The organism is Levilactobacillus humaensis (genome assembly GCF_024345185.1).
Lineage (GTDB): Bacteria > Bacillota > Bacilli > Lactobacillales > Lactobacillaceae > Levilactobacillus > Levilactobacillus humaensis.
Genome location: NZ_BROB01000024.1, coordinates 14298 through 37150 on the forward strand (window position 1 = coordinate 14298; position 22853 = coordinate 37150).

The following is a 22853-nucleotide window of genomic DNA, read 5'->3' on the forward strand; positions in this document are numbered from 1 at the left end:
ATGGCTGAAAATGCAAGCAAGAAAAAGCAGAGTTGGTGGGCACCAGCGCAAAAGCACTTGATGACCGCGACCGGGTACATGATTCCCTTCGTTGTTGCCGGTGGTATTATCTTCGCACTTGCCGTAATGCTTAGTGGGAAACCATCAGTTCCAACCACAGGGAACCTTGGAAAATTAGCTTCAATTGGTTCCGCCGGGTTGGCATTGTTTATCCCCGCTTTAGGTGGTTACATTGCCTTCAGTATGGCAGACCGTCCTGGTTTAGCACCTGGTTTCATTACCGCATACTTAGCGACTCAGATTCATGCCGGGTTTATCGGTGGGATTATCGGTGGTATTATGGCCGGATTCGCCGTTAAGTACTTAAAGAAAATCAAAGTTCCAAATAACTATCGGACATTAACGACTATCTTCCTTTATCCATTAGGGGGAACGTTAATCGCCAGTGGGATCATGGTTTACCTAATTGGGGCGCCAATTGCAAACTTCATGACGTTCTTGACCCACTTCCTGAATAGCTTGAGTGGCGCTGCTAAAGCCCCACTTGGAGCGGTTCTGGGTGCCATGGTCGGGGTCGATATGGGTGGTCCAATCAACAAGGTTGCCTATACCTTCGCTCAAACGCAAGTGGATACCTTACCATTCCTGATGGGTGGTGTTGGTGCCGCCGGTGCAACTCCACCAATTGGTTTAGGGATTGCCACGTTAATCTTCAAGAAGAAGTTTAGTCCTGAAGACCGTGATGCCGGGATTGCCGCTTTATTGATGGGAACCATGGGAATTACCGAAGGTGCTATTCCATTCGCTACTGCGGATCCACTTCGGGTCATTCCAGCTAACACGATTGGTGCCGCTGTCGCTTGTTTATCAGGATTCATGTTTGGGTGTTTGAACCATGCGCCTTGGGGTGGCCTTATCGTCTTACCAGTGGTGGATAATCGCTGGGGATACATTGCCGCCGTTGCTCTTGGTTCAGCGGTAGTCGCATTAATTGTCGGATTTGCTAAGAAACCGTACGTTGCGGAAACGCCGGCGGAAGAAAAAGCAGAAGCTGACGATGACGACATTGATTTCGATATTCAACAATTCTAATTTACAGGAGATGGCATTATGAAAATTGTTGGTGTGACATCTTGTCCTAGTGGGGTTGCCCACACATATATGGCAGCCGAAGCATTGCAAAAGGCTGGCAAGGAAAAAGATATTGAAGTTCACATTGAAACCCAAGGAACCAGCGGGGTGGACGACGAGTTAACCAGCGGTCAAATCTCCGCAGCTGACTTCGTAGTTCTCTCCACCGATACCAGTATCCGGGGAACTGAACGTTTCAAAGGAAAGAAAGTGGTTCAGTTAACGACGACTCAAATCATTGAAAAAGCCGACGCATTGATGAACAAGCTATCAAAGATGGCTTAGACAGAAAAGCAAATTTATTGGAGGCAAATATATTATGAGTGAAAAGGTTTCTATCAAACAATCAATCAGTACTATGTTGAAGTTACAAGATCAAGGACGTTACGCAACGTTACTGGGTATCGGCCCAATGTCACCAAACTTATTGCGGGCTAGTTTTGAATTAGCCAAAGACGATGACTTTCCATTAATGTTCATCGCTAGCCGTAACCAAGTTGATAAGGATGACCTCGGTGGGGGCTATGTAAATGGCTGGGATCAAACTCGGTTCAGTGCCGACATCAAGAAGGTTGCCGATGCTGTTGGTTTCAATGGCCTTTACTACTTATGCCGTGACCATGGTGGTCCATGGCAGCGTGATAAGGAACGTAACAGCCACTTGAAGTTTGACGAAGCCATGAAGCTCGCCAAGGAATCCTACTTAGCTGATATCGAAGCTGGATTTGACTTACTGATGATTGACCCAACCAAGGACCCATTCCAAATCGGGAAAGTTGTTAACTTAGATAATGTTATCGACTGGACTGTTGAGTTGATTGAATACTGTGAAACTGAACGTAAGAAGCGTAACTTGCCAGAAATTGGTTATGAAGTTGGTACTGAAGAAACCAATGGTGGGTTAACCACGACTGCTAAGTATGAAAACTTTATTCAACGTTTGAAGGGTGAACTCGACAAGCGTAACTTGCCAATGCCAACTCTGATTGTTGGTCAAACTGGGACATTGACTCGTATCGGTGTTCAGGCCGGTGAATGGAACTTTGAAAACGCCGTTGAATTAGGGACGATGGCTAAGAAGTATGGTGTTGGTTTGAAGGAACACAACGCTGACTACTTGGACGATGTTACCTTGCTCTTACACCAACCAGCACACATCACGGCTTGCAACGTTGCTCCTCAATATGGGACTGCTGAAACCCACGCTTTGATTCACTTAACTGAAGTTGAACAACAACTGGTAAAGCATGGCTTAGTTGAGAATCCATCAAACTTATACAAGGTTCTTTTGGACAAGGCTATCCGCAATGGTCGTTGGACTAAGTGGATGGAAGGCGACGATGACAAGTTGACTGTCGACCAAGCTTTGAACCGTCCTGACTTATACCAAATCATCCTGGACGTTGCTGGTCACTACGTTTACAATGAACCCGAAGTTAAGGCTGAAGTTGCTAAGTTATACGCTAACTTATCCGAAAACAACATTGATGGTCAACGTTACGTGATTGACCGCATCAAGGATCCATTACGTCAATACGTTGAAACCTTGAACTTAACTGGTTTAACCAGTGACATTCGTAAGAACGTTTCCCAAGCACAAAAAGCTTAATGTAAAGGAATGGTGACTGATGAAACAAACAAATACAAGTAATCATGGTGTCGGCAAGTTTATTCGCGGGTTAGTTATTACCGTCTGCACGCTGTTTATCCTCTACCTAATTATTGGGTTCTTTGGTTTAACCGCTGCACAGAAGACCACCGGGTTCATGTTTAGTTGGATTGGGATGTTCTTCGTCAGTGTTTACATCATCGTTCGTTGCATCTACCCGAGAGCGAGATTATCAAACCTCTTTCGAGGGAAGCTATAAGCATAACAAAGAAGCCTTCCTTAACGGGAAGACTTCTTGGCATTAATAAACGAATACGGTTTTACGGCTAAAAACAGTATAGGTTATTTCTGCCGTTAATGCAAGCGCTTTCAACTGCCGATTTTTAGGCTTTCTTAGGTTGCTAATGAAAACGGAGGAAAATCAATGATTAATGCAGAAGATATTTCAACTAAAAATTTTGATGAAACAGATGAACTAGCAGTTAATACTCTCAGAATGTTGAGTGTTGATATGATTCAAAAGGCAACGTCTGGTCACCCAGGTATCTGTTTGGATGCTGCACCCATGGCTTATGTGCTGTGGAATTATCAGATGAACGTCGATCCTAAGCACCCTGACTGGATTAACCGTGACCGGTTTGTCCTGTCAGCAGGACATGGGTCTGCACTTCTTTACAGTCTGTTACACCTCAGCGGGTATGATTTACCGATGAGTGAATTGAAACAATTCCGTCAGCTCGGATCGAAGACACCTGGGCACCCAGAATTTGGGAAGACCGTTGGTGTTGACGCGACGACGGGTCCTTTAGGCCAAGGGATTAGTATGGCCGTTGGGATGGCGATCGCTGAAAAGCATATGGCCGCTGTCTACAACCGCAACTATCGGCTGATTGACCACTACACTTATTCTATCGTTGGTGATGGGGACTTGATGGAAGGGATCAGTCAAGAAGCTATCAACATTGCCGGAAAAGAAAAACTAGGTAAGTTGGTTGTGCTTTATGATTCGAATGATGTGACGCTTGATGGGCCACTGAACAATGAGTCCGTCGAAAATGCTGGACAACGTTTCCAGGCTGCTGGTTGGGACTATCTCTCCGTTTCTAATGGGGAAGACTTAGCTGCCATCAATGAAGCTATCGACCAAGCCAAGAAGACTGACAAACCAACATTGATTGAAGTTAAGACTGTGATCGGCTATGGTTCGCCACAAGCCGGCACTAACAAAGTCCATGGGTCTGCATTGGGTGATGAAAATATTGCCGCTACCCGGAAAGCTTTGCACTATACCGATGCGCCATTTGAAATTGAAGATACGGTTTACGAACAATTCCAAAAGAACCTTCAAAGTCGTGGGATTCAAGCTTACAACGATTGGGAAGCAGACTATCGTGACTTCAGTGATAAGGATGCTTTAGCTAAAGACTTCTCCGCTGACCCACGCGAAAAACTTAACCTGGATCAAGTTACTTCATCCTACAAGGTGGGCGATGAGATCGCGACTCGAGTTGCTAACTCAGATATTTTGCAACAGATCAGCGATCACAACCTCAATTTCTGGGGTGGCGCTGCCGACTTGTCTTCAAGCAACAAAACACAATTAGCAGATAGCGGACGTTTCTCACCACTGAATCCGCAGAATAAGAATATTTGGTTCGGGGTTCGTGAATTCGGGATGGCCGCTGCATTAAACGGTATTACCTTACATGGTGGTAGCCGGGTCTTTGGGAGTACTTTCTTTACCTTCTCCGACTACATGAAGTCTGCTGTACGTTCTTCAGCCTTACAGAATCTGCCAGTTACCTATGTCTTTACCCATGATTCTATTGCCGTTGGGGAAGATGGGCCAACTCATGAACCTGTTGAACAATTAGCCGCATTACGGTCGATGCCAAATGTTAATGTTATTCGGCCAGCTGATGCCAATGAAGTTCTGAGTGCTTGGAAGTTCATTGCTGAAGAAACTCAGGCACCAAGTGTCTTGGTTCTTTCGCGGCAAAAGTTGCCTGTTTTGAAGGAAACGGTTGATGCTGATGTTTCTAAAGGGGCTTACGTGCTTTCACCAGCCAAGACTAGTAATCCAGATGCAATTTTGATTGCTACTGGGTCTGAAGTCCCATTAGCTTTAGCTGCTAAGGAAGCTTTAACCAAGCGTTCTTACGACATTTCAGTTGTTTCGATGCCAAGTATGGAACTCTTTGATAAGCAGTCTAAGGACTATCGTGAATCTGTTTTGCCAAGCGACATCAAGCGGCGGATTTCCATTGAAGCTGAAAGCACCTTTGGTTGGGGCAAGTATGTTGGCTTAGATGGGACCAGTGTTGGAATCGATACATTTGGTGCCAGTGGTAATGGTCCAGCTGTTCAGAAGCACTTTGGTTTCACGGTAGATAATATTGTTAAGCACTTTGAAATGTTATGGAATAAGTAAGTTTGTCTCAGCTGGTTTCTAAATCTCTTGGAGGTTTTGGACTAGAAAGGGCGGTAGGAATGGACTTAATGAGTACGATTAATCCAAATAATATTTCACTACATCTTGAATGTTCCGATCGAGAGGCACTGCTTCAAGAAATGACGCATTGGTTGTTTCAATCACATGCCATTACGAATGAAGCAGGCTTTCTAGAGGACGTTGAATACCGTGAAATGTTAGGAATGACTGGAATTGGCAATGAAGTTGCAGTTCCTCATGGGAGTAATTGTGTGGCCTATCCTACTGTCGCCATTGCAACCCTCCGAGCGCCAATCGCTTGGAAGAGTATTGATGATGCGCCAGTTCGGTTGGTTCTGTTATTTGCGGAACCTGACGAACCGACCCCTGATCAAGCCCATAACACGTTACTAACAAAAATGATTCAGAAACTCAGCAATGATGAGACCCTGTATGCCGTGAAACAAGCGGCGACAGTGGATGAAATTGTAAACGCCTTGAAGGAATAGGTCAGGAGCTAGTTGAACCGAAGTCTTTCGTCAGTTTCAATTTCGTGAAGAGTTGAAATGAAAAGAGGGATAACGTGTCTAGCAAAATCAAAGGAATCGCAGCCAGCAATGGTATTGCTATCGAGAGTGCCTACGTTTTAGTTGAACCAGACTTATCTTTTGCCACTGGGAAGACGGTTGATGTGGACCAAGAGATTAGTAGCCTGCATGCCGCGCTGAAAGATTCCGAAAAAGACTTAATTGTTATTAAGAAGAATGCTGCTGAATCTATGAGTGATGAGGAAGCTCAGGTTTTTGAAGCCCATATTACGATGGTCAATGACCCTGAATTTATTGGGGCAATTGAAAAACAGATTCGTGGGGACCAAGTTAGTGCCGCCGAAGCTTTGAGTCAAGTGGCCGATCAGTTTATCGCTGTGTTTGAAGGGATGACTGATAATGCCTACATGCAAGCCAGAGCCGCTGATGTGAAGGATGTCCGTAAACGGGTTCTGAGCCATCTACTAGGTGTTGCACTGCCATCACCGTCATTGATTGATCAACCGTCAATCGTGGTTTCTCATGATCTGACGCCAAGTGACACCGCCCAAGTTAACAAAGCCTTTGTTAAGGGGTTCGTGACGGATATTGGTGGTCGGACGTCTCATTCCGCTATCATGTCACGGACATTGGAAATTCCAGCAGTTGTCGGCAGTGAAACGGCAACACAGGTCATTCACAACGGTGATACGGTAATTGTGGATGGCTTGCACGGTGAGATCATCGTGAGTCCATCGGCTAAAGAGGTTGCGACTTATCAGCAAATGAAAGTCGATTATGACAAACAACGAGCCGAGTGGGCTTTGTTAAAGAATGCTGATTCGGTCAGTCAAGATGGTAAAAAATTTACGATTGGCGCCAACATTGGGACACCCAAAGATGTCGAAGCCGTTACCGCTAACGGTGGGGATGCTGTTGGGCTGATGCGCTCAGAATTCTTGTATATGGATTCCCAGGAATTACCAACCGAAGAAGATCAGTTTGAAGCTTACAAAGCCGTTGTTAGCAAGATGAATGGTAAACAGGTGGTTGTCCGGACTATGGACATCGGGGGCGACAAGAAGTTGCCATACCTGCCACTACCAGAGGAAATGAACCCATTCTTAGGTTACCGGGCCATTCGGATTAGTTTGGATCGCCAAGAAATCTTCCGTACCCAACTGCGGGCACTGTTACGAGCTTCGCACTTTGGCAAATTGGCTATCATGTTTCCAATGATTGCTACGGTGGCCGAGTTCAAACAAGCTAAAGCAATCTTTGAAGAGGAGAAAGCCAAGCTGGTTGAACAGGGAACACCTGTTGCGGATGATATCGAAGTTGGGATGATGATGGAAATTCCTGCTGCCGCGATGATTGCAGACAAGTTAGCAAAGTATGCTGACTTCTTCAGTATTGGGACGAATGACTTGATTCAATATTCGTTTGCTGCAGATCGTGGGAATGAACATGTTTCCTATCTGTATCAGCCTTACAATCCATCATTGTTACGGTTGATCAAGCGGACCATTGATTGCGCACATGCCGAAGGAAAATGGGTTGGGATGTGTGGTGAAATGGCTGGTGACCAGGTTGCTGTTCCATTGTTAATGGGAATGGGCTTGGATGAATTCTCCATGAGTGCCACGTCAATTCTTCAGACGCGTTCACTAATGAAGACGCTGGATACGCAACAATTAACCGCTTTGGTTGATCGAGCGCTAGATGCCGAAGGCAATGATGAAGTAAAACAAATTGTTAACGACTTTACAGCCGTTCTCAATAAGTAATCAGTAGCGCAAAACAGAGAGACTGTGACTGTTGTCGCAGTCTCTCTGTTTTGCGCTACTTTTACGCTGATCTATCGGTTTTAGCTATCTTAACTTCTGTCCATTGCTTTGGACGAAAACCAGATAGTTCTGTATATTCGATGGGTTTATGATTAAATTACGATGAATTCATAAGCGAAACTTCTCATTGTAAATCGCCTAGTGACAAGGGTTTATTGATTAACAGCTAAGTAATTCAGCCAGTCTAAAGATGCAGAAAAAGGTATAAAGGTTCACTTCCTGCACTCTATAAGAGTGCACTGACTGCACTTGGAACCGTTTCCATAACAAGTTAAGGTGTAGTTGTCTTTAGAAGCGGAGGTTGATTAGAATGTTAGAAACTTTATTGACGCCCCAGACTGTCCAGGTAAGACAGGCTGGTCACCTAGACTGGAAGGAGGCAATTAAGCAGGCAGCATCGCCGTTGTTAACTACAGGGAAGGTTGAACAATCGTACGTTGATGCCATGATTAATGTTGTCGAGAAGAACGGCCCATTTATCAATATTGGACCCCACATTGCTTTAGCACATGCTCGTCCCGAGAATGGTGTAAATGAAATGTCAATGGCTCTCATGAAAGTTGATCCAGCGATCAACTTGGTTAGTGAAGACCATCCAATTACATTATTCTTCGTTCTGGCCGCTAGTGATAACACCAAACATTTGGAAGCGCTACAAGAATTAGTAATGAAGCTTCAAGATGCGGATAGTTTCGCCAGAATGGAAAAAGCAACAACTGTCGAAGAGTTGGTTAATGAATTCAGAGGAGTGGAAAAATAATGAAAATCGCAGCAGTTTGCCAATCAGGTTTAGGTTCTAGCTTCATGATTCAAATGAACATCGACGCTGTCCTCAAAGCAGAAAACGTTGATACGGATAACATTGAAGTTACCCACTTTGATACCGGTAGCATGAACGTTAATGCCGCTGATTACTTCTTCTTAGGGAACGACTTGGCTGAACAAGCTTCAGACATGCCAAAAGAAAAGGTCTTTGTCTTAAAGAGCATCATCGACAAGGATGAGTTGCAAGAAAAGCTCAATGTCTTATTAGACAGAGAAGGTATCAAGCACGACTAGTGTTTTTAACGTTAGATTGGAGGAATAGCAATTATGCAATCAGTTATTAATTTTATTGTTTCTATCGTTAGTACACCTGCCATCCTAGTTGGGTTAATTGCTTGTCTAGGTTTGGCACTTCAAAAGAAGCCCGGAACCAAGATCATGGAAGGGACTGTTAAGACCTTCGTTGGGTTCTTAGTTCTGACCGGTGGTGCCGGCATCTTGTCAAATTCATTGGCACCATTTGCTTCCATGTTCAAGTTTGCTTTACACGTTCAAGGGGTTGTTCCTTCTAACGAAGCCGTTGTGGCTATTGCCTTACAACAGTACGGGACCACGACCGCTTTGATCATGTTCGTTGGGATGATTGTCAACGTTCTGTTGGCACGTTTCACGAAGTTCAAGTACATCTTCTTAACGGGTCAAGCAATGCTTTACGTTTCTTGTTTAACCGCCGTTATCCTGATCTCTACTGGGATGAAGGCCGGTGCAACCACGATTCTCTTAGGTGGGTTGTTTGAAGGGACCTTGTTAACTGTTACGCCAGCATTGTGTCAACCATTTATGCGTAAGATTACTGGTGGTGACGCCGTTGCCATGGGGCACACGGGTAACATTGGTTATGCAACTGCCGGTTTGATGGGTAAGTGGTTCGGTGACTCCAAGAAGTCTACTGAAGACATCAATGTTCCTAAGGGCTTAAGCTTCTTACGGGACTCAACTGTTTCTATTACATTGGTTATGGCTATTGTTTACTTAGTATTAGCTTTAGTTTCAGGTCCACATTTCGTTGAAACGAAGTTGAGTTCAGGCACCAACTACTTAATTTACGCATTGACTCAAGCCGGGACTTTCGCCGCTGGTTTCTACGTTGTTTTAGCCGGTGTTCGGATGATCTTAGGTGAAATTGTGCCAGCCTTCCAAGGGATCGCTACGAAGTTGGTTCCAAATGCCAAGCCAGCCTTGGATGTTCCTATCATCTTCCCATACGCACCTAACGCTTTGCTGATTGGGTTCTTCGTCAGCTTCATCGTGGGTACCTTGAGTATGTTCGGGATGATCGCTATGGGGTCAACCGTTATTATCCCTGGTGTTGTTGGTCACTTCTTCTGTGGGGGTGCCGCTGGGATTTACGGGAACGCTACCGGTGGTCGTCGTGGGGCCATCATTGGTTCTGCTGTTAACAGTCTGCTGATCAGTTGGTTACCATTATTGATTCTGCCTGTTCTGGGTGGTTTGAAGATGGCTGCTTCAACTTTCGCCGATACCGACTACTTGGTACCAGGTATCTTACTTGGTAACTTGGGTCACTACGGCCAAGCTGCTGTTATCGCTGGTATCATCGGCTTTACAGTTGTTGTTATTATTTGGTCTTTCTTCCTCAAGGGAAACAAGAAGGCTAAGACTGAAGCCGAAGGTTAAATTTAGAGCATCACTTTTTAAAATTTCAGTCCAAGGATAAGGAGTAATCGTTAATGACAAACGCAGGCGTAAGCGAAGTTCAAGCGAACTTCACAGAGAAAGACGAATTAGCTGTTAATACTTTAAGAATGTTAAGTGTGGATATGATTGAAAAGGCTAAGTCAGGGCACCCAGGTTTGTGCTTGGATGCCGCTCCAATGGCTTATGTTTTATGGAACTACCACATGACGACTGATCCAAAGCGTCCTAACTGGATCAACCGTGACCGGTTTGTCCTTTCAGCAGGTCATGGTTCAGCCTTACTTTACAGCTTACTTCACATGAGTGGGTACGCGGTTAAGATGGATGACTTAAAGCAATTTCGGCAGATGGGTTCATTAACGCCCGGACATCCCGAATACGGTCACACCCCAGGCGTTGACGCAACGACTGGGCCACTGGGCCAAGGGATCGGCATGGCTGTTGGGATGGCCTTAGCTGAAAAGCATTTAGCAGCTAAGTACAACACGGCAGATTACGATTTAATCGATCACTGGACTTATTCAATCGTTGGTGATGGGGACTTGATGGAAGGGATCAGTCAAGAAGCCATCAACATCGCTGGTAAGGAAAGACTGAACAAATTAATCGTGCTTTACGATTCAAACGACATTACGTTGGATGGACCGTTGGCCAATGGTTCTGTGGAAACGCAAAGCTACCGTTTCAAGGGTGCTGGCTGGAACTACCTCTTCGTCGAAGACGGGGAAGACTTAGCTGCCATCAACAACGCCATCAACGAAGCTAAGCGTTCAACACAACCAACGCTCATTGAAGTTAAGACCGAAATTGGTCACGGTTCACCAGAAGCTGGGACAAACAAGGTTCACGGTTCCGCTTTAGGTGCTGAAAACGTCAAGAAGACTAAGGAATTCTATCACTGGAGTCAGACCCCATTCTCCGTTTCTGAAGACGCCTATGCCCAATTCAAGCAGGGCATTGAAGAACGCGGGACTTCTGCTCACCATGAGTGGACGGAACTCTACACGAATTACCAACGTAACGAACCTAAGTTGGCTGCTGACTTTACGCCTGAAGTAGGGCCTAAGTTGGACATGAGCCAAGTTAAGTTGAGTGATGAAACGATTGGCAAGGAAGTTGCCACCCGTGTCAGCAACTCAGAATTGATGCAACAAATCTCCAAGTACAACCCGAACTTCTGGGGTGGTGCTGCCGACTTGTTCTCAAGTAACAAGACCCAATTGAAGAATGAAGGTCGCTTTAACCCTGACGAACCTGCCAACGATAACGTTTGGTTTGGTGTTCGTGAATTCGGTGAAGCTACTGCCTTGAACGGGATGACCTTACATGGTGGTTCCCGTGTCTATGGGTCAACCTTCTTCACCTTCTCCGACTACATGAAGGCTGCTATTCGTTTAGCTGCCTTACAGGGACTCCCTGTTACCTTCATCTTCACGCATGATACGATTGCCGTTGGTGAAGATGGCCCAACTCATGAACCAATCGAACAACTGGCTGGTTTACGGGCTATTCCAAATGTGAATGTGATTCGTCCGGCCGATGCTCACGAAATGTTAGGGGCATGGCAAACGATCGCCAACACGACCGACAAGCCAACGGTCCTGGTTCTTTCTCGTCAAGGGTTACCTCTGCTGGAACAAACACGTCCAGAAAATGTTGCTCGTGGGGGCTACGTGGTTTCGCCAGCTAAGAACGAAGACTCAGATGGTATTTTAATGGCCACTGGTTCTGAACTCCAATTAGCACTGAAGGCCCAAGCTGCCTTACGGGAAAAGCAATACGATGTTTCTGTGGTTTCCATTCCTAGTGTCGAACTCTTCGACCAACAGAGTGAAGACTACAAGAACTCCGTCTTGCCACCAAAGGTTGACAAGCGGATCTCGATCGAAATGGACAGTACCTTTGGCTGGGGTAAGTACACCGGCTTAAAGGGTGCCAACATTGGGATCGATACCTTCGGATTAAGTGGTAAGGGTTCAGACATCATCGAACACTTTGGCTTTAATGCGGAGACCATCGTTAAGAAGTACGAAGAATTGTGGAAGAAGTCGGAATAAGCATTTGAGGTGAAGGCAGACATGTCAAAGAGAATTACAGGTATTGCAGCAAGTGATGGGATTGGGATCGCCAAGGCTTATCGCCTGGTTGACCCAGACCTGAGCTTCGAGAAAAAGTCAGTGACGGATGTGGACGCCGAAATCAAGCGTCTGACCCAAGCCATGAGTGACTCGACGGATGACTTGAAGGTTATTCGCGACAAGGCGGCGCAGAACCTTGGCGAGAGTGAAGCCGAAGTCTTCGATGCTCACATGACGATTCTGGCCGATCCTGAAATGACTGGACAAATTGAACAGCTCATTAAGGATCAGAAGATCAACGCTGAAGAGGCTTTGAAAGAGGTCACTGACCAATTCATTGCCATCTTCGAGGGAATGACTGACAACAAGTACATGCAAGAACGAGCAGCCGATGTTAAGGATGTGACGAAGCGTGTCTTGAGTCACTTACTTGGGAAGGCACTGCCTAACCCAGCGTTAATTAACGAACCCGTCATCGTGATTGCTCACGATTTGACCCCTTCTGATACCGCCCAGATGGATACCCAGTTTGTTAAGGGTTTCCTGACGGACCTCGGTGGTCGGACGAGTCACTCAGCTATCATGTCACGGACCTTGGAAGTGCCAGCGGTTGTTGGGACTGAAGAGGCCACTCAAGATGTTCAAGACGGGGATCTCCTCGTGTTGAACGGATTGGATGGATTTGCTCTGGTCGCTCCCGATAAGGATGAAGTTCATCAATATCAGGAACAGGCTAAGCAATACGCTCAAGAGCGTGCCGAATGGCGGAAATTGAAGGATGCGGCGTCCGTCTCTAAAGATGGCAAGCATTTCGAAGTTGCCGCTAACATCGGAACCCCAGATGACATCGACGCCGTTGTCGATGCCGGGGCCGAAGCGGTTGGGCTGTTCCGGACGGAATTCCTTTACATGAACAGTGATAAGTTACCATCCGAAGATGACCAGTTCGAGGCTTACAAGTCCGTGGCTGAAGCCATGAAGGGTAAGCCAGTGGTTATTCGGACGATGGATATTGGTGGGGACAAGCACCTCCCATACTTACCACTTCCCGAAGAAATGAACCCATTCCTGGGTTACCGGGCTATTCGGATTTCGTTGGACCGGCAAGAAATCTTCAGAACTCAGTTACGGGCACTGATCCGGGCTTCCCACTACGGTGAAATTCGGATTATGTTCCCAATGATTGCCACGCTGGATGAATTCCGTGCAGCCAAGAAGGTCTTTACAGAAGAAAAGGCCAAGTTGGTTGCCGCCGGGGTTCCTGTAGCGGACGACATCAAGCTGGGGATGATGGTTGAAATTCCAGCCTCTGCGGTCTTTGCGGACCAATTTGCCAAGGAAGTTGACTTCTTTAGCATTGGGACTAATGACTTAATTCAATACACCTTTGCTGCCGACCGTGGGAACGAACACGTTTCCTACCTCTACCAGCCTTACAATCCTGCCTTACTGCGGCTGATCAAGAATGTTATTGAAGCTGCTCACAAGGAAGGTAAGATTGCGGCGATGTGTGGTGAAATGGCCGGTGACAAGATTGCCGTGCCACTGTTGATGGGGATGGGCCTCGACGAATACTCGATGAGTGCTACCTCTGTCTTACGGGTTCGGAGTGAAATGAAGAATATTGACACCACTGATTGGGCTAAGGTTGTTGACGAGGCTGTCACGACCTGCCAGACCAATGAAGAGGTCAAGGCTCTCGTGGAAAAGCACCTTCAGGCTTAATCACGAGTTGTCAGAATTAAAAGAATAATTTTCGCAAAACGTATGGCTGCCAAGTGTCTTTGGCGTCATACGTTTCGTGTTTCAGGCGCTGACGAGAAATCGTTGGGTCTGCGGAACAAAATTCAGCGTGGTACAATCAATACCAATTAGGTTTGTCGATCAATCAGTTGTGGGGTTCGACTCCCTGCGACTGACTTAAAAGGGTGACGCGGTTTAGGGAAATGTGGACCGGTCACAAGGCTTGTTAGTTTGGAGAATTGATGAGGTAAGACGATGCTAAACATTAGTGAAAAGGGTCAAATCAACCTATTAGTTTCCATTTTGGCTGAGGGTAAAAAGTATAAAACGGTGGCTGACCTTGAGGATAAGATGAGTCTTTCGCGGCGCAGTGTCTTCTATTGGTTGAAGCAGACCAATGGGGCGTTGAAAAACTTGGGACTGGACGATATTCAACGTCTGTCTCAAGGGGGGTACTTCTTGACGCAATCGACGCTAGATGATCTGCAGGCACACAACCAGGCCGACGCACGACCCGTCTTAAATGCCGAGGAGCGGCGTCAAATGATTATCTGGGCTCTCATCCAGCATAACCAGCATCTCTCACTGGTGAACCTGTCAGAGCGTTTAGAAGTCTCCAAAAATACCATCATTAAGGATTTCCGGGAGCTGGTAGCCAATTTGCCAGTCGATACGGAAGTCATCAATACCAGTCATGGGAAGGCTTTGGTCGGGAGCGAAGTGTCGCAACGGCAATGGGTCTATCAACAACTCGCCCAACAAAATCCACTGATTATTCAGCAAATTCAAAAGCTACCGCGCCTGCAGGTCGTGACAGAACGGTTAACGCAATTACAGGTGGATACGGGAAACTCGTATAGTGGGGATGCCGCGCAACTCCTAATCTGGTATCTGGCTTGGCTCCTGAATCGGCTACAGGACCGGGATCGTGAGCTAACGGGTGTCAGCAATTATCCGTTAGACCAGTACAGCCAGTGGTGTGAGTCTCTCCTGGACCAGTATGGTCGGGTCAGCCCGGCGGAAGTTGGGAGTTTGCGAAAGCTTCTGTTAGCGGGCCAACTACAACAGGTCAATGAGGATGGTCAGTTCAGCAAGCGACTCCTGACGACCACGAAGAATGTGGCCGAACGCTTCAGTTCCGTTTCCGGCATAGATCTGGTCACGGATGCCTTCTTAGGTGCCTTGGCGACCCACCTTTACTCCACCTACTTTCGAATTAAATATAATGTGCAGTACCACAATGCTAATCTGACGGATGTGAAGTTGGAATATAGCTATCTGATGAGCCTAACGAAGTATGCGCTGAAACCCTTTGAAGACTTCCTGCAATCGCCAGTTTCTAGTGATGAGTTGGCCCTGATTGCGGTGTATTTTGGTGGTGAAGTTAAACGGATTTCACCGGACTGGCTCGCGTCAGAGAAGCAACCGGATGTACTCCTGGTCTGCACCAGTGGGATCGGGACAAGTCTCATTTTGTATCAACAACTCTCGGATCGTTATCCTGGAATCAGCTTCTCACAACCCTTTAGCTTGTCAGAATTTAAGAAGATGGATTTGACGCATGGCGCACCCAAGCTGGTCTTGACCACGGCTAAAATGGAAGCAACTGGCGAGGTGCCCAGCCTATGGGTGCAGGCAATTCCGAATTCCAGTGACTTTCAACGGCTGAGTCAGGAATTCCGGCAGCTGGGACTGCTGGATAATTCTCGTGAGACCAAGCTGGTGCATGCGGTTCTAGATATTATTACGGACTACGCGCGAGTCGATGATTTCGAGGGACTCACGGCGAGTTTACAAGATTACTTCCAGCAGGTGCCGGCGGATACGACGGTCATGCCCAACAATCGACCGTCACTCGCGGACTTGTTGACGGTTGCTCATATCCAACTGCTCGATACGGCGGTAGACTGGCAGTCCGCCGTACATACGGCGATGGCGCCATTGGAACGTGACAACTCGGTTGAAGCCAGATATGCCGATCAAATCATCAATATTACCTTGGATAATGGGCCGTACATGATGATTAAAGACGGCGTCATGTTGGCCCATGCGAAACCAGAAGATGGGGTCAACCAATTGGGGATGTCCTTACTGATTCTAAAAAAGCCGACAACCATGGTGGTTGACGGCAAGTCCAAACGGCTTCAGGTTATCTTTGGTCTAGCTTCGGTGGATCGAGATGCCCACGTCCACGCCTTGAGTCAGTTGTTGGCGTTACTTCAAGATGAGGGACTCTACCAAAAGTTACTAGGGGCAAATAATCTTGAAATTGTTCAAGAAGTCATTCAAAAAGTTCAATGACCAAGAACTTCTACGACGCCACGGGGATCCCCGTTACCGAGTAGAAATGCGCATGATTTGAGAGAGAATTGAGAACACAAAGAGAGCTGCCAGACCGGGCGTTAACCCGGCTGACAGCTCTCTTTGTGTTCTTGAATTTCGGTAAAAACCTGACCACGACTGGTCGGTTTTTCATGGTATACTGGTTCTATTGTTCTGGCGGGTTAAGACCGACTGTGAGTAGGGTCACTTGATACGACCCATTGGGGGCTTGGACCGTGACCGTATCGTTGGCCTGATGTCCCATGAGTGCTTTGCCCAGTGGCGAGATCCGAGTGATTTTACCCGCATCGAGGTCGGCCTCAGCCGTACCAACGAGTTGATAAGTTTCCAGGTCCTCGTCATCTGTGAAACGCAGAGTGATCCATTTACCTAGTTCCACGACGGGACTGGTGCTGGGCGTGACGACGCGGGCATACTGGAGTTGCTTATTCAAGAAACGCAAACGACTTTCCAAATGTCGCAGATCACGTTTAGCGGCGGAGTAGTCCGCATTTTCCGAGAGGTCGCCGTGCGCCCGGGCCTCGGCTAAGGCCGCAATCTTGGTCGGCCGATCCGCCTGGAGGGCAGCAATCTCGTCTTCAATGTGGCGGTAACCCGCGGCGGTGATGGGATTGAAATCTCGTGAATTTGCCATAATTGAACACCTCATTACTTACATTTAAGTCTAGTCTATAACAGTTTTACCGGAAAGGGAAAGGTGGACAGCTATGAAAATTAACGGATCGTACTGGTTACGTCAAGCCGGGATTGGCCTGGTCATCGTCCTCGTCATTGCCCTCCTAGGGCATCTGAACTACGCGCAATGGCGGTTGATGCCTGGCATTACTGGGGCCGACTGGTACTTTTTAATCAGTTGGTTATGTTTCCCATTTGCCAAGTGGGCGATCTTAGAGGATAACCGAGATGTCAAAGCGCCAACGGTTCGGCGCAAGCGTAAACGCCGACGTCGGGCAGCCGATGAGACGGCCTCGGTCTACGAGAAGATGGGCAAGTCCCAACGTGAACCACGGCTAACTGCGGCTCCTAAGACCGCTTTGAAGTGGTACTGGCGCGGGTTGATCGACATTGTGGTGGCCTTCGTGGGTCCCTTAATTTTAGGAGGCTACATCACTTATTCGCTACGACACAATTAAATTGTGCTGATTATCCGGGCATTAACGTGCAAATATTGACGTTTTTGCCATTTAACGACTGATAAGCTAAGAACATGGTAAAGTGATAACAGTTGGAAGGGGTCAGTTTTACGGAAACTGATTTCGCGAATCAATCAATTAAAGTATGCGTGATTAACACGACATCTGGGGGATATTGATTGGGACGTACTTGAGATTATCTAATCACATGGCGGCTTGGTAGAACGCAATCTTTGTCAGATGCTTAGGATGGCTAGTAACAAGACTTTCAGCAGTGACTGAAGAGTAAGTGTACAGCAGTATCTGATGACTTAATTAGAACTTGGGGGAGTGCTAATTTAGCCAGCACCAAATTAAATAATCCATGCGGATTGGGAACTATCTGAGGGGATGGTTCCTTTTTTGCGTGAGTAAAACGATTGCAAGTCGTCGCGATTCAATATATATTAGTGGGTGATAGATATAGTCCCGACTTAGTTGAAAGGGTGTGAGATGATGTTAGCCGTGTACCTGTGTGAAGACAATCCAGAACAATTACAACACTATAACGACGTGATCAAGCGCTACATCATGATTAATGACTATGATATGGTGGTTAATCTCGCCACGCCCAGCCCCCAAGACCTCCTGAAGGCACTTGAGGAAAATCCGCCGGAGTATGCGCTGTTCTTCCTCGATATCGAGTTTCCTGCGGAGAAGATGAGTGGGTTAGAGACGGCCATTGCCATTCGAAAGCTCCTGGGTTTTGCCGAAATTGTCTTCGTGACCACGCATTCCGAAATGGCGCTCCTGACCTTCGAACGAAAGGTGGAACCGATGGATTTCATCGTCAAGGACTTGGGGCGTACTCAGATCGACCAGAAGCTCCGCGAGAACGTCGACTACGGTTATCAGCGCTACACGAACTATCTCGGCAACACCGAAAATCTCTTCAGCTATAGCATTGGTGGCCGAAATTTCAGTCTGTCAATGGGGGATGTGTACTTTGTGGCGACAGCGGAGACGCCGCATAAGGTCACGGTGCACGCGGCCAACCAGTTAGTGGAGTTCCCGGGTTTTTTGAAGGACATTGCCGACCAGTATCCGGAGCTCTACCGAACGGACAAGAGTTTTCTGGTGAATCTCGACAATGTTAGTGGGATCGATTCGGAGAAACGACGTCTGATTTTTCCTAATGGCGACGAGACAGACGTGGCCACTCGCCGATTCCACGAGGTCAAAACGTTGGTACAAAAGCATTTAAAATCCTAAGAGGGTGCAGTGATGGACGCCGTGCTACAACTATTCGGACGTCAATTTTGGACAAATTTCGTGTTGGCGATGACCATGCAGTGGTTCCTCACGATTTGGATTGGTCTCATTCGACCACAAAACTGGAAATTACCCCTGAAATGGGTCGGCTGGGCGTTGATCCCAGCCTTTATTGGGGCGCCATGGAGTCTGCTCATTCCGCCGATCAGTGCTTGGTTCTATTTGCTCCGGCACCGGCGGCATTTGGTGTTGATTTTTGTCAACGCCACCATTGTGATCTTTCTAGTGGTCGTTCTGATTAACGATGTGACGCGACAGGTAGCCATCGAGCTCTGGAGCAGAAAAATTGCCGACGGCGCTCCGGCCATTGCGGCGCGGCTGCTCTTTCAGATTTTTATCTATAGTCTGATCTCCCTAGCGGTATCCGGTATGCATATCCAGCCCGGGAATCTCACCAAATTGGCGTTGAGTCGTAAGGAACAGTGGACGGTCATGGCCATGCTAGCCAGTCTCACGGTGCTGGCAGAGACGTCGTCACGCATCATTCATCACCTCCAAATCTCACACGCTATGCTGACATTTTCTTTGAGTATCGAACTGGTGATGGTGCTCTTGATCTCGGCGAGCCTCTTCGGCTTTCTCCAGAGCTTCTTCTCGCGTCAACGGATGCGGGCAAAGTACCAGGAAACGCTGTTAAGAACACGCTACGACCGGCGAATCTCTGATCAAGTTCAAGCGATTCGCCAATTCAAGCAAATTTATCAAAAGCAGATGCTTCAGCTGGGAGATTACCTGGATGCCAAGGATTATGAGGGCTTAGCGGCGTATTATGAGACACTCAACAACCGTTGGCAGGCCACGAGTCACTTGGCCGGACTGGAGGCGGACGGTCTCCAGCAGCTAGGGGACCCCGCTCTAAAGAGTCTGTTATTTCAGAAAATACTAGCTGCCCAGAACCAGGGACGCGATCTGCATCTGGAGATTCCCGATGCCATCGTTAGCCTCCCCATGGCCAGTATGGATCTGTTGCGAATTGTCGGGATTCTGCTAGATAACGCTATCGAGGCCCCAATTGTTGGTGATCGGGCAGAGCTTTATTGTGCCATTTTAGTTTATCCGGAATCTTATGAGATCGCTGTCGCCAATCCCGTTTCCCCGACAACGCCCCCCCAGATTAATCGATTCCTGAAGGCGGGCTATACGACCAAGGGAAATGGTCACGGTCAAGGACTCAGCACTGTGAGGGAATTGATTGATCAGACCGAGAACGCTGCCCTGCAGGTGGCGGTAAAACGCGGGATGTTGTACTTTACCGTGATTTTAACCAAGCCGGGGAGGTGAGCGTATGATTACAGTGAGTATTTGGAGTTTCGCGGTGGCGGACTTTACGTTGATTTTTTGGTTTATCTACTTTCAGTATTACTGGTTCCCCGAACTACGGCAGAAACACTTTCTCACCTACTGCGCTGGGATGGCGATCGGCTTCACCTTCCTGGATATCGTCAACCCCTTCACTGCTCGGAGTTCCTTACTGGGGGCACTAGCGGTCGTGGTCATGCTGGTGATTGAGGTCGCGCTCCTCGCCAAGGGTCATCAGTGGCAGTATTTACCGGCTTTCATCGACGTGACCATTATGGCCTACCTGCTGACGGAATTTGTCGATATGGTGGTGTTAAATGGTATCATCTGGCTGACCAGTCTGAGCTTTGCCACCAGCTGGTGGGGGACCTTGACGGGAATGACCATTGATGCCGTTATCTTTACGTTGATGGCGATGAGTCTGTGGTTGACGCGAGCCCCAATGGAAAATCTTATTCAAGCGACGATCGGCAGGTCTATGGAGTATCTCTTTCTGATCTTTATGACTGGGATTGCCCTGGTGTACATTCTCTTCGAATACTCTTTACAGGAGTTGGCCGATTCCGACCACTACCTGATCTTTCTGACGGGGGTTACCGGAACCCTGTTGATTGGCTTGTCATTGAGTACCTATATGCTGATGCTGACCCATTTGCAAGAGGAACATACCCAGCTTCAACGGCAACAACAGGAATTTCGTGAACAATATACCAGTGAATTGAACCGACAAATGGGCGCGATTCGCAAGTTCAGCCACGATTATCAAAACATGTTGTTGGGACTCGGTGGTTACCTTGAGGACAAAGATTACGAGGGGTTTCGGCAATTGTACATCGACATCCGCTCGGGTTGGGAGACTAGTAACGCAGCGGAATTGACGATTGATGATCTCTCCAATATTCCCAGTGCTAGTCTGCGTTTCGATGTTTACCATAACTACTTGGTGGCCCAGGAAGCCGGGGTTCAGCTGTTTATCAAGGTACCAGAACCCCTGACTGCGACGATTACGACCCTCAAGCTGATGGGCACGCTGTTGAATCGGACACTCCCTCCATTGGTCGATGGCGTGAAACATCTGAAACCAGCGGTGGTGACGCTGGATCTTCAGGAAACGGCGCAACTCGTCCGCTTTCAAGTCATCTTCCCGGTACCGGATGATGCGCAAGTTGGCGGTGAGGCTCGCGTTCAGAGTGAAGAGGCCGAGTTGGACCTGTCGCGCCTGCAGCGCGTGCTCCCCACGAGTGCCACCAGTACGCTGAAATTAAAGCGCCACTGGGGCCAGTTAACGGTGGCCTTACCGAAGGGATAGCCCAAGGCTTGAACGATTCACAAGGTCGGACTGCGTGGTCAACTGGTTTCACAGGCAAACAGTTATCGTTTCATTTCTGAAAACGCTTGCAATTCTAGGGCTGTCTGCTATACTTAATGAATGTAATACCAATCAATCCTTCAGAGAAGTCGTAGAATGTGGAAGTTCTGCGGAGTCTCAACTTTGTGAAGTGACCCTTACCGTCATGATGAGAGTTACTTTAATGGCTCGACTGGGTTCCCAACCTGATCGGGTAGAGTTGCTCAATAAAGATTACATATTGAGGTCTAGCAAGCCTGAGATAACAGCGATTTCCTGACTACAAACGGTGAAACGTTGCGACTCAAAGCTGCTAACTGGGAGCCGGAGCGTGGTTACTCCGGTTTTTTTTGATCTCTTTGAAAGATAGTGTTGGAGTGGCCGCCTGCGGCTGCCAGGGATTACGCCTGCTGTGGGGACGCTTCAGCCCTCTGGGCTTCTCGCTCGACTTTAAGCCCCGCCAGGGGCGCGGGTCTTAAAGGTCGCCCGTGCAGTAAGGCCGAGAATATCGCTCGGTCTAACTGCACCACCACGGCCGGCTCCATCCCTGGCCTCCTCCGGCTAGAATGGACGAGGAAGTCAAAAATAACCGGGGGTTGCCACAGTATCGTGGCATTCAAACTAGCTGGTTGTTAATGGATAAATTGAAAAGTAGTGTCGGCGAAAAAACTTCGTTGGCACTACTTTTAATTTGGGTGGAAACTTAGGATCTAGGTTCAGATAACACGACTACCAAGATAATTAGAACAGAACCTTAACCGGTGACATCGCTCTATTTTTAGTAGTTGCTTTGTTAATAACTAAGCAGAAAATCTGCGATTTAAATAGTGGGGTGAATGCAAGAATTTAGCACTCTTTGGAAACATACGTTCCCCTCTAGAGGGCCAAACATGTTATACTTAATCCCATCTACAGGGGAGGTATTCATTGGTTAAATTAGGGCGAACAATCAAGCTGAGACTCTATCCGGACACGGATCAAGCAGAACAATTTTTGGCGATGAGCCAGGAATATCAACGATTAGCTAATATTGTTAGTCAATGGATCTTTGACCATGAGTTTCAGTTAAGCTGGTTAAAGATCAATCACCATCTGTACAAAGTATTTAGACAAAGTTCAGAACTCAATAGCCAGATGATTCAGTCTGTTTTCCGAACAGTCTCAGCTTGCTACAAAACTGTTCGAGATCAAATGAAACAACATCCTTACCGTTACAAGAACGAAAAAAACAAATGGATTCAAGCTCCTAGAGACCTGACCTGGTTGGTTAAACCCATCCAATTTCGCCGACCACAAGCAGATTTGGTTCGCCGGGGTAATTACTCTTTTGCAAATGGAATGAGAAAAATCTCGATAACCACTCTGGGCAAACGGACTAAGCTGAATTTCACTAACAAAGGATTCGAAAAATACTTTACCGGTGACTGGAAGCTTGGGACCGCCAAGTTAGTCCATAACCAAGACAAATGGTTTCTGTACATTGGCATCACGAAAGAAGTTAGCGACTTCGATCCTAAGGATAATCCGCAAATCGTAGGAATTGATCGCGGATTGCGCTTCCTAGCAACT

The 22853-nt window shown here is 47.3% G+C and carries 19 protein-coding genes; 18 read left to right on the plus strand and 1 reads right to left on the minus strand.

Annotated features, from left to right (window positions below):
* The 13 genes from OCU14_RS08385 to OCU14_RS08445 all read left to right on the plus strand — a co-directional run bounded on the left by OCU14_RS08385 (position 1) and on the right by OCU14_RS08445 (position 16151).
* The gene (locus OCU14_RS08385) at positions 1-1092 is read left to right on the plus strand and encodes a PTS fructose transporter subunit EIIC (RefSeq protein WP_261810645.1); all 1092 of its coding nucleotides are present in this window, start codon (positions 1-3) and stop codon (positions 1090-1092) included.
* An 18-nt stretch (positions 1093-1110) separates the two neighbouring features.
* Complete coding sequence (locus OCU14_RS08390) at positions 1111-1416, plus strand: PTS fructose transporter subunit IIB (RefSeq protein WP_057879020.1); 306 nt, start codon at positions 1111-1113, stop codon at positions 1414-1416.
* Between the two features lie 34 nt (positions 1417-1450).
* Positions 1451-2740 (plus strand): class II D-tagatose-bisphosphate aldolase non-catalytic subunit, encoded by a 1290-nt coding sequence (locus OCU14_RS08395; RefSeq protein WP_261810646.1) that lies wholly within the window; start codon positions 1451-1453, stop codon positions 2738-2740.
* Between the two features lie 19 nt (positions 2741-2759).
* Complete coding sequence (locus tag OCU14_RS08400) at positions 2760-2999, plus strand: hypothetical protein (protein WP_261810647.1); 240 nt, start codon at positions 2760-2762, stop codon at positions 2997-2999.
* A gap of 165 nt (positions 3000-3164) precedes the next feature.
* Complete coding sequence (gene tkt, locus OCU14_RS08405) at positions 3165-5171, plus strand: transketolase (RefSeq protein ID WP_261810648.1); 2007 nt, start codon at positions 3165-3167, stop codon at positions 5169-5171.
* Positions 5172-5239: 68 nt separating this feature from the next.
* On the plus strand, positions 5240-5680 hold the full coding sequence (locus OCU14_RS08410; RefSeq protein ID WP_261810649.1) for a PTS sugar transporter subunit IIA: 441 nt from the start codon (positions 5240-5242) through the stop codon (positions 5678-5680).
* 74 nt (positions 5681-5754) lie between these two features.
* The gene (gene ptsP / locus OCU14_RS08415) at positions 5755-7485 is read left to right on the plus strand and encodes a phosphoenolpyruvate--protein phosphotransferase (protein ID WP_261810650.1); all 1731 of its coding nucleotides are present in this window, start codon (positions 5755-5757) and stop codon (positions 7483-7485) included.
* A 370-nt stretch (positions 7486-7855) separates the two neighbouring features.
* A complete protein-coding gene (locus tag OCU14_RS08420; RefSeq protein WP_261810651.1) occupies positions 7856-8305 on the plus strand; it encodes a PTS sugar transporter subunit IIA in 450 nt (149 codons plus the stop codon).
* A complete protein-coding gene (locus OCU14_RS08425) occupies positions 8305-8604 on the plus strand; it encodes a PTS sugar transporter subunit IIB (protein WP_125546413.1) in 300 nt (99 codons plus the stop codon). The genes OCU14_RS08420 and OCU14_RS08425 overlap by 1 nt, the downstream gene beginning before the upstream one ends.
* 33 nt (positions 8605-8637) lie before the next feature.
* The gene (gene ulaA / locus OCU14_RS08430; RefSeq protein WP_261810652.1) at positions 8638-10008 is read left to right on the plus strand and encodes a PTS ascorbate transporter subunit IIC; all 1371 of its coding nucleotides are present in this window, start codon (positions 8638-8640) and stop codon (positions 10006-10008) included.
* A gap of 53 nt (positions 10009-10061) precedes the next feature.
* A complete protein-coding gene (tkt, locus tag OCU14_RS08435) occupies positions 10062-12086 on the plus strand; it encodes a transketolase (RefSeq protein WP_261810653.1) in 2025 nt (674 codons plus the stop codon).
* A 21-nt stretch (positions 12087-12107) separates the two neighbouring features.
* Entirely contained in the window at positions 12108-13832 is a 1725-nt protein-coding gene (gene ptsP, locus OCU14_RS08440) for a phosphoenolpyruvate--protein phosphotransferase (protein ID WP_261810654.1), read from the plus strand.
* Between the two features lie 273 nt (positions 13833-14105).
* Positions 14106-16151 carry a BglG family transcription antiterminator gene (locus OCU14_RS08445; RefSeq protein ID WP_261810655.1) on the plus strand — a complete coding sequence of 682 codons (2046 nt, stop codon included), beginning with the start codon at positions 14106-14108 and terminating at the stop codon, positions 16149-16151.
* 187 nt (positions 16152-16338) lie between these two features.
* On the opposite strand, the gene greA is transcribed toward OCU14_RS08445, so the two are convergent.
* Positions 16339-16827: a transcription elongation factor GreA gene (gene greA, locus OCU14_RS08450; RefSeq protein ID WP_261810656.1), complete on the minus strand. Its 489-nt coding sequence runs from the start codon at positions 16825-16827 to the stop codon at positions 16339-16341.
* A gap of 73 nt (positions 16828-16900) precedes the next feature.
* Here greA and OCU14_RS08455 point away from each other — a divergent pair, with 73 nt between their 5' ends.
* From OCU14_RS08455 to OCU14_RS08475, 5 genes are all read left to right on the plus strand, one after another.
* Positions 16901-17326 carry a hypothetical protein gene (locus tag OCU14_RS08455; RefSeq protein WP_261810657.1) on the plus strand — a complete coding sequence of 142 codons (426 nt, stop codon included), beginning with the start codon at positions 16901-16903 and terminating at the stop codon, positions 17324-17326.
* A 492-nt stretch (positions 17327-17818) separates the two neighbouring features.
* Positions 17819-18577: a response regulator transcription factor gene (locus tag OCU14_RS08460; protein ID WP_261810658.1), complete on the plus strand. Its 759-nt coding sequence runs from the start codon at positions 17819-17821 to the stop codon at positions 18575-18577.
* Between the two features lie 12 nt (positions 18578-18589).
* A complete protein-coding gene (locus OCU14_RS08465) occupies positions 18590-19918 on the plus strand; it encodes a GHKL domain-containing protein (protein WP_261810659.1) in 1329 nt (442 codons plus the stop codon).
* A gap of 4 nt (positions 19919-19922) precedes the next feature.
* Positions 19923-21245, plus strand: a complete 1323-nt coding sequence (locus tag OCU14_RS08470; RefSeq protein WP_261810660.1) for a signal transduction protein — start codon at positions 19923-19925, stop codon at positions 21243-21245.
* 966 nt (positions 21246-22211) lie between these two features.
* The coding region (locus OCU14_RS08475; RefSeq protein WP_507762968.1) for a nuclease/transposase family protein at positions 22212-22853 on the plus strand (642 nt) is incomplete at its 3' end.

Bases quoted from the DNA above. Each gene is read 5' to 3' on its own strand.
- ptsP (WP_261810654.1), top strand. From the start codon at position 12,108: ATGTCAAAGAGAATTACAGGTATTGCAGCAAGTGATGGGATTGGGATC.
- OCU14_RS08460 (WP_261810658.1), top strand. From the start codon at position 17,819: ATGATGTTAGCCGTGTACCTGTGTGAAGACAATCCAGAACAATTACAA.
- OCU14_RS08425 (WP_125546413.1), top strand. From the start codon at position 8,305: ATGAAAATCGCAGCAGTTTGCCAATCAGGTTTAGGTTCTAGCTTCATG.
- OCU14_RS08390 (WP_057879020.1), top strand. From the start codon at position 1,111: ATGAAAATTGTTGGTGTGACATCTTGTCCTAGTGGGGTTGCCCACACA.
- greA (WP_261810656.1), bottom strand. From the start codon at position 16,827: ATGGCAAATTCACGAGATTTCAATCCCATCACCGCCGCGGGTTACCGC.
- OCU14_RS08385 (WP_261810645.1), top strand. From the start codon at position 1: ATGGCTGAAAATGCAAGCAAGAAAAAGCAGAGTTGGTGGGCACCAGCG.
- tkt (WP_261810653.1), top strand. From the start codon at position 10,062: ATGACAAACGCAGGCGTAAGCGAAGTTCAAGCGAACTTCACAGAGAAA.
- ulaA (WP_261810652.1), top strand. From the start codon at position 8,638: ATGCAATCAGTTATTAATTTTATTGTTTCTATCGTTAGTACACCTGCC.
- OCU14_RS08445 (WP_261810655.1), top strand. From the start codon at position 14,106: ATGCTAAACATTAGTGAAAAGGGTCAAATCAACCTATTAGTTTCCATT.
- OCU14_RS08465 (WP_261810659.1), top strand. From the start codon at position 18,590: ATGGACGCCGTGCTACAACTATTCGGACGTCAATTTTGGACAAATTTC.
- OCU14_RS08470 (WP_261810660.1), top strand. From the start codon at position 19,923: ATGATTACAGTGAGTATTTGGAGTTTCGCGGTGGCGGACTTTACGTTG.
- OCU14_RS08420 (WP_261810651.1), top strand. From the start codon at position 7,856: ATGTTAGAAACTTTATTGACGCCCCAGACTGTCCAGGTAAGACAGGCT.
- OCU14_RS08410 (WP_261810649.1), top strand. From the start codon at position 5,240: ATGAGTACGATTAATCCAAATAATATTTCACTACATCTTGAATGTTCC.
- OCU14_RS08455 (WP_261810657.1), top strand. From the start codon at position 16,901: ATGAAAATTAACGGATCGTACTGGTTACGTCAAGCCGGGATTGGCCTG.
- OCU14_RS08400 (WP_261810647.1), top strand. From the start codon at position 2,760: ATGAAACAAACAAATACAAGTAATCATGGTGTCGGCAAGTTTATTCGC.
- OCU14_RS08395 (WP_261810646.1), top strand. From the start codon at position 1,451: ATGAGTGAAAAGGTTTCTATCAAACAATCAATCAGTACTATGTTGAAG.
- tkt (WP_261810648.1), top strand. From the start codon at position 3,165: ATGATTAATGCAGAAGATATTTCAACTAAAAATTTTGATGAAACAGAT.